This window comes from Zobellia sp. B3R18 (genome assembly GCF_018860715.1).
GTDB lineage: Bacteria > Bacteroidota > Bacteroidia > Flavobacteriales > Flavobacteriaceae > Zobellia > Zobellia russellii.
Window position 1 is genome coordinate 232,032 of record NZ_JAHKQG010000010.1, and the last position, 13,566, is coordinate 245,597.

The 13,566-nt window shown below is 36.3% G+C and carries 11 protein-coding genes and 1 tRNA gene; 7 read left to right on the top strand and 5 right to left on the bottom strand.

The window, feature by feature from the left end; translation table 11 throughout:
* Positions 1–2: 2 nt before the first annotated feature.
* The 4 genes from KO513_RS06300 to KO513_RS06315 all read right to left on the bottom strand — a co-directional run bounded on the left by KO513_RS06300 (position 3) and on the right by KO513_RS06315 (position 4,402).
* Positions 3–1,460: a phytoene desaturase family protein gene (locus tag KO513_RS06300; RefSeq protein WP_215912725.1), complete on the bottom strand. Its 1,458-nt coding sequence runs from the start codon at positions 1,458–1,460 to the stop codon at positions 3–5.
* An 18-nt stretch (positions 1,461–1,478) separates the two neighbouring features.
* Positions 1,479–2,375, bottom strand: a complete 897-nt coding sequence (locus KO513_RS06305) for a MerR family transcriptional regulator (RefSeq protein ID WP_215441824.1) — start codon at positions 2,373–2,375, stop codon at positions 1,479–1,481.
* A 153-nt stretch (positions 2,376–2,528) separates the two neighbouring features.
* Positions 2,529–2,612: transfer RNA gene (locus KO513_RS06310), tRNA-Leu, on the bottom strand.
* A gap of 80 nt (positions 2,613–2,692) precedes the next feature.
* Complete coding sequence (locus KO513_RS06315; RefSeq protein ID WP_215912726.1) at positions 2,693–4,402, bottom strand: hypothetical protein; 1,710 nt, start codon at positions 4,400–4,402, stop codon at positions 2,693–2,695.
* A gap of 285 nt (positions 4,403–4,687) precedes the next feature.
* On the opposite strand from KO513_RS06315, the gene KO513_RS06320 reads away from it, so the two are divergent.
* The 7 genes from KO513_RS06320 to KO513_RS06350 all read left to right on the top strand — a co-directional run bounded on the left by KO513_RS06320 (position 4,688) and on the right by KO513_RS06350 (position 10,928).
* Positions 4,688–5,089: a response regulator gene (locus KO513_RS06320; RefSeq protein ID WP_215441826.1), complete on the top strand. Its 402-nt coding sequence runs from the start codon at positions 4,688–4,690 to the stop codon at positions 5,087–5,089.
* A gap of 75 nt (positions 5,090–5,164) precedes the next feature.
* Positions 5,165–5,707 carry a heme NO-binding domain-containing protein gene (locus KO513_RS06325; protein ID WP_215912727.1) on the top strand — a complete coding sequence of 181 codons (543 nt, stop codon included), beginning with the start codon at positions 5,165–5,167 and terminating at the stop codon, positions 5,705–5,707.
* Positions 5,700–7,691, top strand: a complete 1,992-nt coding sequence (locus KO513_RS06330; protein WP_215912728.1) for a PAS domain-containing sensor histidine kinase — start codon at positions 5,700–5,702, stop codon at positions 7,689–7,691. Before KO513_RS06325 ends, KO513_RS06330 begins: the two co-directional genes overlap by 8 nt.
* A gap of 2 nt (positions 7,692–7,693) precedes the next feature.
* Positions 7,694–8,827, top strand: a complete 1,134-nt coding sequence (locus KO513_RS06335) for an FIST signal transduction protein (protein ID WP_215441829.1) — start codon at positions 7,694–7,696, stop codon at positions 8,825–8,827.
* Positions 8,827–9,885, top strand: a complete 1,059-nt coding sequence (locus KO513_RS06340) for a sensor histidine kinase (protein WP_215441830.1) — start codon at positions 8,827–8,829, stop codon at positions 9,883–9,885. The genes KO513_RS06335 and KO513_RS06340 overlap by 1 nt, the downstream gene beginning before the upstream one ends.
* 4 nt (positions 9,886–9,889) lie before the next feature.
* Positions 9,890–10,207, top strand: coding sequence for an Hpt domain-containing protein (locus KO513_RS06345; protein ID WP_215441831.1), 318 nt, complete (start codon positions 9,890–9,892; stop codon positions 10,205–10,207).
* 4 nt (positions 10,208–10,211) lie between these two features.
* Positions 10,212–10,928: a LytR/AlgR family response regulator transcription factor gene (locus tag KO513_RS06350; protein ID WP_215441832.1), complete on the top strand. Its 717-nt coding sequence runs from the start codon at positions 10,212–10,214 to the stop codon at positions 10,926–10,928.
* A 438-nt stretch (positions 10,929–11,366) separates the two neighbouring features.
* Here KO513_RS06350 and KO513_RS06355 read toward each other — a convergent pair whose 3' ends face one another.
* Entirely contained in the window at positions 11,367–13,427 is a 2,061-nt protein-coding gene (locus KO513_RS06355) for a tetratricopeptide repeat protein (RefSeq protein WP_215912729.1), read from the bottom strand.
* Between the last annotated feature and the right edge of the window lie 139 nt (positions 13,428–13,566).

Genomic DNA, 13,566 nt, shown 5'->3' on the forward strand with positions numbered 1-13,566 from the left:
TTTTAGACGTTCTTATTGATTAATTCGGATACGAGTTTGCCCGATATTAAAGCCGGAGGAACGCCAGGACCTGGAACGGTCAACTGGCCGGTAAAATATAGGTTTTTTACTTTTTTACTTTTTAGACTAGGTCTCAGAAAAGCTGTTTGACTGAGAGTATTGGCCATGCCGTAAGCATTTCCCTTATAGGAATTATATTGCTCAACAAAGTCATTTACACAAAAAGACTCTTTAAAGATAATGTTATTTTTTACGCTTTGGTCTGTTCGTTTTTCAAATCTATCTAAAATGATATCAAAATATTGCTCACGTAATTCAGGTGTGTCAGTTAAATTAGGGGCAATTGGTATAAGGAAAAATCCTGTTTCGCAACTCTTAGGAGCCATGCTCAAGTCTGTTACCGATGGGAAATTAGCATAGAACAAAGGGGCTTTGGGCCAACTTGGGTTATCGTAAATTTCCTGTGCATGACGTTCAAAATCGGTATCAAAGAATAGATTGTGGTGGTTTATGTTTTCTAGCTTCTTGTTGAAACCTATGTAGAACAATAATGAAGATGGAGCAAAAGTTTTCTTGTTCCAGTAGGCTTCTGAATATTGCCTGTGTTCGGGGTCTAACAAAGTTTCGGAATGATGATAGTCGGCTCCACTTAAAATTACATCGGCAGAAATATCTTTTCCGTTAATTGTAGCTCCAACGGCAATATTATTAACCACCTTTATTTTTTCTGCTGCTGCATCGGTACATATTTCTACGCCCAATTCTTCCGCTAGGTCATTCATGGCTTTAACCACCTGGTACATACCACCTTTTGGATGCCACGTTCCTAAACCAAAATCGGCATAGTTCATAAAGTTGTAGAAAGAAGGTGTACGATTGGGTTTAGCCCCTAGAAAAAGCACTGGAAACTCTAATGTAGAAACCAATTTAGGGTTCTTAAATTTTTTACGAACTTCTCCGCTAATCGTTTTAAAAAACTGATCTACTCTTAAGGCCGTCTCAGGGGTAATGAGCTCTAAAGGTGATAGACCTGGCCGTAACACAACTTTATTTATGGCTATATCATAGTTCTTCTCTGCCTTTGCAATGAAATCCTTTAGGTGATTAGCACTTCCAGGTTCAATACGTTCAAATTCTTTGCAAATATCATCCATGCAATCACCAACGGTGATATTGTCGTCCGTAAAAAATATTTTATAAGCAGGATTTAATTTATCTAGCTGATAAAAATCTGCTGTTTTCTTTCCAAAGTCATTGAAGAACGAGTCAAAAATGTCCGGCATCCAGTACCAACTGGGCCCCATATCAAAAGTGAATCCGTCTCTGACCAGTTGTCTGGCCCTACCACCTACGGTTTTGTTCTTCTCATATATGGTTACATCATGACCTGCTTGTGCCAAGTAGCATGAGGCCGATAGTGAAGAGAAACCTGAACCGATTATGGCAATCTTTTTTTTCATTATTAGAGTAGATTCATTTTAAAGCTGTTCAATAATTTTATCCATTGAATTAAAAATCTCTACGGTACCGGGTAAACTTTTTGAATCAATATGCTGGGTTTGGTGACCTAGTAACCAGAGCTTTTTATTTGAATAGTTTGATGCGAGTTTGTCAAATTGATAAACATAGTCGTTTATTTTGTCCTTGGTAGGTGAAACTGTAAAATAAGACACAAATGTTGTGTTTGAAAAGGTCTTCATTATTTCTTCTAGGTTCTCTAAGGGAACGGTTTGACCCAGGTAGACAGATTTGTACCCGTGCAGGGCAAATTCATAGTTAAGATAGAGCAATCCTAATTCATGAATTTCATTTTCCGGTAAATAGGCTACAAAAGTTGTGCTATTGTTGCTAGCGTCCCTTTCTTGAAGTTCTTGGCTGTTGATAAGAATTTTTTGTTTAATAAGGTTAGATACAAAATGCTCGTGAGCAGGACAAATGGTATCTGTTTGCCATAAAAGACCCAATTCGTTCAGGAGTGGTATAAAAACTTCTTTAAACACTTCAGAAAACGATTTTTCAAAAAGAAGAGTTCTATAGGTTTGGTTAAAGAGCTGTTGATCAAAATTGATCATAGCAAGTTTAAACTCATTAATAACATTACTCTTATCATTTTTAGAGGTTAACTCCGTAACCAACTTTGGAATCTTTCTCTCATCCAATTTGGCAATTTTTGATATTTTATGACCATAATTATAAAGTAGAGTGATGTTTAGAAGTTTTTGCAGGCTTTCTAGGCTATACCTTCTAATGTTAGTATCTGTTCGCTCCGGAGAAAGCAAGTTGTATCTTTTTTCCCATATTCTAATGGTATGAGCTTTTATTCCAGAGAGGTTCTCAAGATCCCGTATTGTGAAGGTTTTTTTTAAAGTGTTCATTCTTTTTGTAAAAATGTTAAACGAAATTACGTTTTTTTTCCCAAGATGCTCACTTGAAGTGTGCTCTTTCGCGGAAAAAATTGATTAGATAAGGAGAAGATAAGAAATATAGATAGAAAAAAACCATCAATGAATCTCATTGATGGTTTAATGTGCGCACGAGAAGACTCGAACTTCCACGGCCTAGTGGCCACCAGCCCCTCAAGCTGGCGCGTCTACCAATTCCGCCACGTGCGCATGAGGGTTTGTCAAAAACTTTGCAAAGATAGAATAACTTTCTAATTAAATTTTAATAAAAGTAAAGATAGTGGGATGTTTTATAATTGCTTGACCTGAGCATCAGAAGTAAACATTTCGTTAGTTTTAAGTATCATAAGGGTTCGTAAAGCTAGCCATTGATTGCTTAAAGGGCCTGCTTTTAGTTTTGAACGAATTTTATTTTCTATTGATTTAGGTAAATAAGCAATAATGAGCCTTCTCATTTTTCTTCTTGCAGACTGTGTTCTCTGATCCTTATTATAATTCTTTACTAATTTTTCAATAAAGGCTTCAGGAAAAATTCCTAGCTCTTTTTTCTGTTCCAATGATTCACAAATATAAGACTGTACTTCAGGAAGATTTAGAATTTGCCCAACCTCTTGAACGGCTTCTCTTTTTGCAAAAGGAATTTCGGGAAACATTTCAGAAACAATTGACCTCCATATCTTTTTATTTGTTCTTAGTTCAATTGGCACCTGTTGAATTGATGAAACAATCTTTTGACTGAGTAAAGGGTTGATAACTTCAACATAAGCAAGTTTTATATCTTCAAGAGCAGCTGTTGTAATTGGGGTTCTATGTTGCAACCATAACCTGTCTCTCCAATCTCCTAAGGATTCGTTTTCCTTCTGATGCAAATGTTCTGGAATATCTTCATAATTAACGATAAAATCTTCCGGAATATCCGAGGATGTATAGTCAAAACTTGTCATAAGATTGCATGTGCGCCTGACTTGATAGGAATTAGTGACGGGCGGCTTTCTACCAAAGGCATCATACCCTCTAATTACTCCTCTTCCAGAAGCAGATAGTTGTCCCCATAACTCTAAACCATCTAAATATGCAGCAAGATGGTCTAGCCGCCCCTCACCAGCAGCTAAAAATCTTTCGAGGAGAATAGGAAAGCTGTTAGGGTTAAAATCCATTTTTGCATAAGAATGTTCCATATTGCAATTTTGTGCTAGATTCTTTGCGATGGATGCGTCGCTGGTGGGTAAGTCTAAGGCTTTGTCTAATCCCCATGTTACGGCATTAAGATTTTTGCCTTTTAGATGGTATAGAAGACTTCTGCTGTCCATTCCGCCCGAAAGAGCTAATGTCCATTTAGAAGTGTCTAATTTTAGACCTTTAATTGTTTCTTCTACAGCATTTTTCAATTGGGCTTCATGTGATAATTCCGTTTTTTCTTCATTTTCGGTCCTATCAAAATTGAAGTTTTGATTATGGTCTATTTCAACCTTCCAATTACTGCGGTTTAATTTTAAGCGGGTTCTAGGCGGCACTATTTTTATTCTTTCGTCCCAAGAAAGGCCGGGTCCTAAGGTTCCAGTGCATAGAAACCAGCTACATGCTTTGCTGTTCAATTTAAAATCTCCCAAAAATGATACAATTAATCGTTGTGAGGTAGACGCCATAAAAATTTCATTATCATGGTAATACCATAAAGTTCTTGAAGCTGCATAATCTGATGCTATTTCGACTCTTTCCTTTTCTACACGGAATAAAGCATAGCTACCGTTTGGTAAAGGAGCGTTATATTTGAATAGTGAATCATCATGTTCACATGTGCCTAGGCAATAATTTACACCATCTTTTAGTATAGTTAATGCTGGATTGTATATTAGGCTGATGGTATTTTCATTTTTTGAAATATATGGTTGTTCGGCATGTACATTATTCGGTTCTATACGCTTTGCAATTTTTTTGGCAAGGGTTGAAATATCCTTTTTAACAGGGTTTTTAAAACAGACGGTTATCGCTTTGGCCATAATTTGTTAAGGAATTTTATTGAAAATGAGTGTTTGAGTAGACAATGAGCCAACTCATATAGTCTAAAGAAAATAAGGGGGAGTTGTCTAAAATAACGTATTTGTCTGATATTGAATACTAAAACTATATTTTTGTTAAAATTTACTTTCTGATTTGAGTTATCCTTAAATAGTTTTAACCAATATAATTTTCCATTCGTCTACAGTTGTAGGCTATTCGTCTACACCTAATAAAAATTACATTATTTATTTAAGAGTTTTGTAGTTCACATTAATAATGAGGCTATGGATATTTTATTGATTGAAGACGATGCTATTGAAGTAATGAAATTACAGCGAACTGTAAAGAAACTAGAACTCAAGCATAATATCATTGAAACGAAGAACGGTGAAGATGCTTTAAAAATCTTAAAATCAGGGAACAGATTACCGGATATTATTCTACTTGATTTAAATATGCCTAGAATGAACGGTATTGAGTTTTTAAGTATTCTAAGGGCAGATGATGTTTTAAAATACCTTCCTACAGTTATTCTTACAACTTCCGAAAATAGAGCGGATTTATTGGAGTGTTATAAAATTGGAGTGGCGGGCTACGTTATTAAGCCTTTGAAATACGAAGAGTACGAATCCAAACTACATAAAGTTCTTGACTATTGGAACATCAACCAATTAGTGAAAGGCTAACAATATATTGACTTTCACAACAAAAATTCGTTAGTACATACTACTTTTCCTACTTTTATTAATAAATAGAAGTATATGAAAGGTATAGTTTTTACGGAATTTTTGGAAATGGTAGAGTCTAAGTTCGGTCTTGAGACTCTAGATAACATTATAGAAAATGGTCAGTTGGCCTCAGAAGGTGTTTATACATCTGTAGGTACGTACGAATTTAATGAGATGGTTACGCTCATAACCAACCTTAGTGAAGAAACTAAAATTCCGGTTGGTGATCTTATATATGCGTTTGGTCTATACCTTTTTGCAGGTCTGGCCAACTCGCATCCTGAGGTTATTAAAAATTACAACACTCCACTAGGTCTACTTTATTGTATTGAAGACCATATTCATGTGCATGTCAAAAAGTTGTATCCTGATGCGGAACTACCTTCTTTTAAAATTTTGGAAAAAACGGACACCACAATTTCTATGGTATATTCTTCTTCTAGGGGTTTGTATCGCTTAGCACATGGTCTAATAGAAAAAGCTTTTGAACATTTTGGTGGTACGGCAACAATTACCTATGACCTCTTGAAGGAAGATGGAACCGAGGTTAAATTTGATATTGTTCAAAATGGATAGCAGTAAAGAGATTGAACTTCTTAAAAAAGCCTTAGAACGTCAGAAAAAAGCGCGCCAACAAGCTGAAAAAATCTTAGAGCAAAAATCTACAGAGCTCTATGAAACGGCACAGCGCTTAAAAGAGGCCAATGGCAAGTTAGAAAATTTGCTTACAGAAAAAGTTTCGGAGTTAGATGGTGTATTCGTTAATATTATAGATCCTTATGTAGTCATGGATCTGCAAGCCAACGTTATAAAGATGAATACTTCGGCCAAAGATTTTCTAGGGTATGACAATACCAAGGAAGACGTTAACTTAACAGGCCTTGTACATAAAAAATACCTTCAATATACTGCTGAATCTTTCAAATACCTTTTAGAAGTAGGGACACTTAAAAATTACCGAGCAAAAATTAATGTTAAGAACGGTGATGAGAAATGGATAGAGATTAATAGTAGTCTTATTTATAATACCAAACAAGAACCCATAGGGGCTCAAGGTATCATTAGAGATATTACCCAAGAAATGGAAATCAAGGAGTTGTTGGCACAACAACGCAAGCAACTGGATGTCATTGTGGAAAACTCGCCTTTAGGCATTGTTCTAAGCGTTGGAGGTGAAATCATAAAAGCAAATACTACCTTCACGGAACTTCTGGGCTATTCGGAAAGTGAACTCAAAACCATGAAGTTGGATGACTTTTCCAAGGAGGAGGAAAGTTCTGGATCAGAAGATGTTGTACAGCAAATGCAGGAAGGAAAAACCGATAAGGCAGTTGTAATAAAAAGATACTTCAAAAAAGGAGGAGGCTGTTTGGTTGCAAAGACATCCGTAAGTGCTGTTAGAGGCGGAGACGGTAAGTTAAAGTACTTGTTGGCCATGATAGAAGATATTACAAGAGAGCGTGAGGCCGAGGAAAGACTGAGATACGAACGGGAAAAATATGCAAACATCATTGCAAACATGAATCTTGGTCTGGTAGAGGTAGATACAGATGATGTCATACAACTGGTAAACCAGAGCTTCTGTAACATGAGCGGTTTTAAAGAAGAAGAACTTTTAGGTAAAAAGGGAACCGAGATGCTAAGGGTACAGAATAAGAACGTTTTAGAGCACGAGGATGAAAAACGAATGCGGGGCGAACCCGATTCGTATGAGCTGGAGGTTATTGATAAAAGCGGAAAAAAGAAACATTGGTTAGTTAGTGGAGCTCCACGTTATGATAATAATAAAAAACTAATTGGTTCTGTAGGAATACATCTAGATGTCACTAAGCAAAAGTTACTGGAACTTCAAAAGGAACAATTGGTAAAAGAATTAGAACAAAGCAACCAAGGTCTTCAGGAATATGCACATATTGTTTCCCATGACTTAAAATCCCCTTTACGGAGTATAAGTGCATTGGCAACATGGATTCAGGATGATTATAAAGATGTACTGGACGAAGCAGGCCAGCAGAACTTAACCTTAATGCAAGAGAAAGTTGCCTCTATGGATAAGTTAATTCAAGGTATCTTGGAGTATTCTACCGCAAATAATTCGGAACTGGACAATTCCAGTGTTGATTTAAATGAAGTAGTAGAAAATATTAAAGAGAGCATCTTTATTCCAGAGCATGTATCCCTTGTGGTGCCCAAGGTCTTACCAACAATTGTTGCGGATAGTACAAAGATGCATCAGCTGTTCCAGAATATACTTTCTAATGCAGTGGTTCACATAGAAAAGGAAGTAGGGTTGGTAGAGGTGTTATACGTAGAAAATACTACGCACTGGCAGTTCTCTATAAAAGATAATGGTGTTGGGATTCCAAAGGAATACCATAAAAAAATATTCGAAATTTTTCAGTCTATCGGAGCAAATGAAAGATCAACAGGAATAGGGCTTTCTATTGTTAAAAAAATAATTGACCGCTATGAAGGCGAAGTATGGGTAGAGAGTGAAAAGGACATGGGTACGGAGTTTCACTTTACCATAAAAAAAGAACCAACTAACCTTAATAGCTAAAAATGAAGATCAAACAGGCCGTAAAGGAACCGGGGCAACCGTTCAAAATTGTATCAAAAGTAGAATCTACTTTAAAGGAACCTCTTGTTTTGGTCTTTGGAAATAGATACGCGTTGGAAGATGCCAAGCTTTATGATGAAGTAAGAAGTATATTTCCGGACGGACATATTGTGTTTGGTAGCACGGCTGGTGAAATCATAGGCGATTCCGTAAGGGAAAATACAGTCTCCTTGACCGCTATTGAATTTGAAAAATGCTCATATTCCATAAAGAGAAAGAACATATTGGAAATTGAAGATGATTTTAAATTAGGCGAAACTCTTCTTGAGGAATTTCCTAAGGAAGGTTTAAAACATATATTCTTGGTATCCGAAGGAAGTTCTGTTAACGGCAGTGCTTTAATCCAAGGTTTTGAGGGTGTTAGGATAGATAATATTGGCCTTTCGGGAGGTTTGTGCGGAGATGATGACCGTTTTGAAAGAACTCTCGCTTCCTACAATGAAAGCCCAAAGGAAGGCGAAATTATCGCTATCGGGTTTTATGGGGAGTCCCTAGAAATTACAAGCGCCAATTTTGGCGGGTGGACCCCTTTTGGTCCCGAACGGATTATTACAAAATCTAAGAACAATATACTTTATGAACTAGATGGTCAGCCGGCATTAGATCTTTATAAAAAATATCTGGGGGATAAAGCAAAAGAATTGCCAACATCGGCTTTGCTATATCCGCTTAATGTACGCATTAACGAAGACGAGGAACCTCTGGTTCGTACCATTCTTACCATTGATAATACTGCAAATACTATGACCTTGGCAGGAGACGTGCCTGAGGGAGCCCGTGTGCAATTAATGATGTCTACTGTAGATGATATAGCAGATGGGGCAAATACGGCCGCTCAATTTGCTATGAAGGACAGAAAAAATAAACCGGAACTGGCTATCTTAATAAGTTGCGTAGGAAGAAAATTGGTAATGGATCAGAGAACGGAAGAAGAGGTAGAGGAAGTAATATCCGTCATTGGTGATAATGCAGCGGTTACTGGATTCTATTCTTATGGAGAAATGGCACCATTTGCTGGCCAAGATGCCTGTAAGTTACATAACCAAACTATGACATTAACCTTATTTAGCGAATAATGCACGCTCTACTTAAAAGACAGCTAAAGAAAAACCTACCGGCCCACCTTATTGAAAATGAGGAGATGCAGGAGTTTTTTGCTGCTGTAGAAAGGTCATATGAAAATTATGATGATAAGTTAAGTATGATACAAAGGGCTACCGCCATTAGCTCAGAAGAATTGTTCGAAGCCAATAAGGAGTTAAGAAAAGAAGCGGAGAGACAGAAAAAAATATTAGCGTCTTTGGAATTGGCAATGAACAGCTTAAATTCAAATTTGGATGCGGGCGAGCAATTTCAGAACAATTCCGATCAACAGTTTGATGTAGAAAAACTGGCCAAGCACATTAGCCATTTGGCCGAGGAGGTAACCAAAATTTCAGAAGAAAAAAAACTGCTTTTACAGGATTTAGAGACTAGGAACGAATCTCTTAATAATTACGTGCAAATGGTATCGCACGATTTAAAGTCGCCTATTCGCAATGTAAACGCCCTGTTGAGTTGGATCAAGGACGATAATGAAAATACCCTTACCCATGACAGTAAGGAAAATATAGAGTTGGCATCAAGTAATTTGATTAAAATGGACAATTTAATCAATGGTATTCTGGAACATGCCACAATAGGCATCAATATGGAATCCAAGATGAATGTTGATGTAAATACTCTTCTAAAAGAAATAGAAAGTTATGTGCCTTTGCCGGAAAATGTATCTATGGTTTATGGGGCTGGTTTTCCTGTAATTCATATTGAAAAACATTTGATAGAGCAGATTTTTGCCTATTTGATAACAAATGCAATCACAGCTACAAAACATCTGGAAAAGGGCTTGATTACCATAAGTTTTGAAGATGAAGATCAGTTTTGGAAATTCTCGGTAAAAGACAATGGAAAAGGAATACCCCAAAAGCACCAATCCTCTATTTTTGAAATGTTTAAAAAACTTGAAAACAATGACAGTGCCGCAGGTGTAGGCCTGGCATTGGCCAAGAAAATAGTAAAGTTGTACAACGGTTCCATAGAATTGGAATCAGAAGAGAATAAGGGAGCCAATTTTTCGTTTACGATTAAAAAATAATACTATGGAACAGCCCAACCTTAAATATATAAAGGAGTTATCCGGAGATGATATTGAGTTTGAAGAGAAATTTATTTCTATCTTAAAGGACGAATTTCCTTCGGAGAAGGCATCGTATCAAGAACACATAGTCAACAAAGAACTAGCTTTGGCCGCTGATGTTGTGCATAAACTGAAACATAAGTTCAATATTTTGAGCATGGAAGACGCGTATAGGTTTGCGGTTACATTTGAAGAACAGTTAAGAGCCGGAACAGCTGATATGGATTCGGATTTTTTAGTAATTTTAAACAAAATAGAAGATTTTCTAAAAACCATTTAATAGTATGACCTGTATTATCGTAGACGACGAAGCAACGGCACGCGCCATAGTGGAAAAGCATTGCTCTACCGTGGCAGATTTAAATGTCGTTGGTGAGTTTGATAATGCCATAGATGCTATTAAATTCCTAAATCAGCAAGATGTAGATGTGGTTTTTTTGGATATACACATGCCCGGATTTAGTGGTGTAGATTTTGTTCAGACCTTAAAAAATTGTCCTAAAGTAGTGTTGACCACATCAGATACGGAATTTGCCATAGCTGCTTATGAATATGAATCTATTGTAGATTATATGGTCAAGCCCCTAACGGCGGACCGGTTCAATAAGTCTATTCAGAAAATAAAAAATGCACTCGCCAAAAAAGAAACTCCTGTTACGGATATTAAGGCCAAAAGTAGTTCAGATACCGCTCAAGATCTATATATTAATATAGACAAAAGGCTTATAAAGCTTAAGTTTGATGAAATTTTGGTCGTTAAGGCGCAAGGCGATTATATTGATATTAACACAGAGGCAAAAGACTATCGCGTACATACCACGCTTAAAAAAATAAAGGATAAATTACCTGAGAAAACATTTCTACAAATACACAGGTCCTACATAATTAACTTTACGAAAATAATTGATATTGAAGACAACAGCGTCCTCATTAAAAAAATGGTAATTCCCATTAGTCGATCAAATCGTCCGGAACTCATGAGACGATTAAATTTAGTTTAGATTATTTCTACAGTTTTACACCGTTCACCTATAGGTTAAAGCAATTCATCGTAAGTGCTTTCCTATTTTTGAACATGAGGTGTAAATTTGTAATGAATATTTAAGCCATCTACACATGAAAGCAAATCTTTTATACATTTTAAGCTCAAAAGGAGCCGCTATACGTTTGATAGGTGTACTTGCTTCTGTTATTATAGGAATTGTTTTGGCTATTGTTAGCCTATGGAACTATTAAAACTTAGAACCGGTTGGTTCTAAGGATTACACTTTTCAATTCTAAATCTTCACGTAAGATTAAAATCTATAATTAGGAGCTAGAGTTCCTAGAAAATATTCTCATTTTAATTTGGGTTCGTGAGAATACATTTTGTCTCAAGACAATCTTGCTTAATTGACAGGTTGTCTTTTTTGGTTAGACCGATTTTTTTTGTGCAAGTACTATTTGGCGATTTTCTTATAGAATAAAGGTTTTTTGGTCATTAGCCACTTTAATTTTAACCCGATTTCCGTAAACTCAAAACCAGCTGCCGTGGCCGAAGCAATATTGCTATACTTCCCGTAAATGTTGCCGGTAAAGCGTTTAGAAAATTTATGGGTTACACCGGCTTCAGCCCTAAAAATCACTGTATTGGGGTCTTCTTCTACTTGTTGCAAACCTGTAGCAGCACTCATCATATATTGGGTGTTCTTAGAAAAATCCCCTCTAAGGTCACCAAAAATCTCTACGGCTTGGTATTTTTCTGGACTAAAATATATAGTAGGTACTTGTTCCGCAAAAGAAAGGTACTGATAATTGAGCCCAACTTTCAAAGCTGGTTTCTTCATTACGTTATAATATAATGAAGTAAATAAAAGGTTACGGGTATTATTGTCACTTTGGGTAGTGTGTATGGCCTGCGTGTACCAACCCAAATTAAAATTAGTACCCAGGTTATAATTCAACCCAAAATGGTTCATGACAATTTCCCGTTCAATTAGGTCTGCATTAAAGCTTTGAATTTCTCGTTTGTAACCTAATTCCAGGTTTTGCAGTTTAAAGGGCTGCAATAGTAGTTTAGCATCTATTACCGGTTGGGAATAGGACTCAGAACCAAAACTGGATTTATTCAAACCTAATACCCCTTTAAATAATGTTTTAGGGAACAGCTTATAATCCAACCCTGCGGAAAGCACATGGGAGCTCGCCTTATTATCTGTAATGGAATTTGAGGTTGTTCTAAAGTTATAAGATAAGTTGGTGCTTAACTTTGTGGATAACGGTACAGTAGCCGTGGTATTCGTTGAAAAAGCAACATTTTTACCATTATCAAAAGTATAGGCAAGGTGTTCTTCTAGAGTAGGGGTAAAGGATATGTTCAACTTATCTATAAATCCTAAAGCGTCTTTTTGGTCTTTGAAAACCTTTAAAGTTCCAAATGCAGCTTTGTAAGCTGGAATTATACGATCAGCAGCAAAAAGTGCATTGGCTTTACCTAGATTTCCATCAAAAGATGCACTGTCATTTTTTAAAATAGCATCGTAATTGGCGCCACTCTTTTTTGGTGAGCCCGTATAAAGACCGTGCATAGCTTTTAAAGCATAAATCCAATTACGGTTCTCGTATTTGGTTTCTAATACTTCTATTTCTGCTTTTGCCTTTACATACTTTTGATTCCATATCAAGGCTTGAACATAACGGTCATACGTTTGTTCCTTCAACTTTTCATCATCAACTAACTCAACTTTTTGTTTTGCAGTCGTTGCTACAGTTAAAGCTTGTTTATCATCTTCTGCTATATGTTCGGCAAGGGCAATTCCGTTTAGTGCGGTAATGGAATCTTTTTGAGAAGTAGCTAAACGCCTGTAAGTTGATTTTGCCTTTTCGGTACTTTTTGTAATTAAATAAAGGTTGGCAAGGTTAAGTAATGCATCTTTATCTTCGGGAAAATCAACAAATATTTCTTTTAAAAGCGTTTCTCCCTTTTTGTAATTCTGTTTGTTCACATAAGCATTGGCGTAGCCTAACCTCATATACTTTCTTGAAGTTTTAGCACTTGGGTTATCTGGTTGTATTTCTAAAGCCTTTTCTACCCATTGTAAAGCTTTTTCATATTTTTGGAGGTTACTCAGTGTATTAGCATAGCCTAAGACAGCGCCAAAGTTTTCAGGGTACTCTTTTACGAGTTGGGCATACAAAGGTTCTGCTTCTTTAAATTTTTTGGCCCAAAGGAAAGATTCGTTATAGTTTATCTGTATTTCAAAATCTCCTGGATAATCTTCTAAAAGATTGGCGAACATTCCTGTAGATTTCTCAGGTTCTCCACTTAGACCAACTGCACGTCCATAACACAGTAGAGCAGTTTTATTCGTTGGGTCATCTATAAGGTAGTCTTTAAAAAAAGTTTCGGCTTGCTCAAAATCCCCTTTTTCCAACAGGGTAAATCCGGGTTGAAGCGGACTTTGTGCTATTCCATAGAGCGATAATAACAGGAAGAAGCAGAATAATTTAAATTTAAACATTAAAGTAGGGTTTTTACCACAAAGATATAACGCCCTTAAAACTGATTTATTGGTGTTCAGTGGATAAATGTTGAGAAAACCTTTTTCAGGGTTAGATACAATAAAAGTTTCTCATTTACAGTTATTTAAAGTCCATTAA

Coding starts and splice junctions, on each gene's coding strand:
- KO513_RS06300 (WP_215912725.1), bottom strand. CDS start 1,460: ATGAAAAAAAAGATTGCCATAATCGGTTCAGGTTTCTCTTCACTATCG.
- KO513_RS06305 (WP_215441824.1), bottom strand. CDS start 2,375: ATGAACACTTTAAAAAAAACCTTCACAATACGGGATCTTGAGAACCTC.
- KO513_RS06315 (WP_215912726.1), bottom strand. CDS start 4,402: ATGGCCAAAGCGATAACCGTCTGTTTTAAAAACCCTGTTAAAAAGGAT.
- KO513_RS06320 (WP_215441826.1), top strand. CDS start 4,688: ATGGATATTTTATTGATTGAAGACGATGCTATTGAAGTAATGAAATTA.
- KO513_RS06325 (WP_215912727.1), top strand. CDS start 5,165: ATGAAAGGTATAGTTTTTACGGAATTTTTGGAAATGGTAGAGTCTAAG.
- KO513_RS06330 (WP_215912728.1), top strand. CDS start 5,700: ATGGATAGCAGTAAAGAGATTGAACTTCTTAAAAAAGCCTTAGAACGT.
- KO513_RS06335 (WP_215441829.1), top strand. CDS start 7,694: ATGAAGATCAAACAGGCCGTAAAGGAACCGGGGCAACCGTTCAAAATT.
- KO513_RS06340 (WP_215441830.1), top strand. CDS start 8,827: ATGCACGCTCTACTTAAAAGACAGCTAAAGAAAAACCTACCGGCCCAC.
- KO513_RS06345 (WP_215441831.1), top strand. CDS start 9,890: ATGGAACAGCCCAACCTTAAATATATAAAGGAGTTATCCGGAGATGAT.
- KO513_RS06350 (WP_215441832.1), top strand. CDS start 10,212: ATGACCTGTATTATCGTAGACGACGAAGCAACGGCACGCGCCATAGTG.
- KO513_RS06355 (WP_215912729.1), bottom strand. CDS start 13,427: ATGTTTAAATTTAAATTATTCTGCTTCTTCCTGTTATTATCGCTCTAT.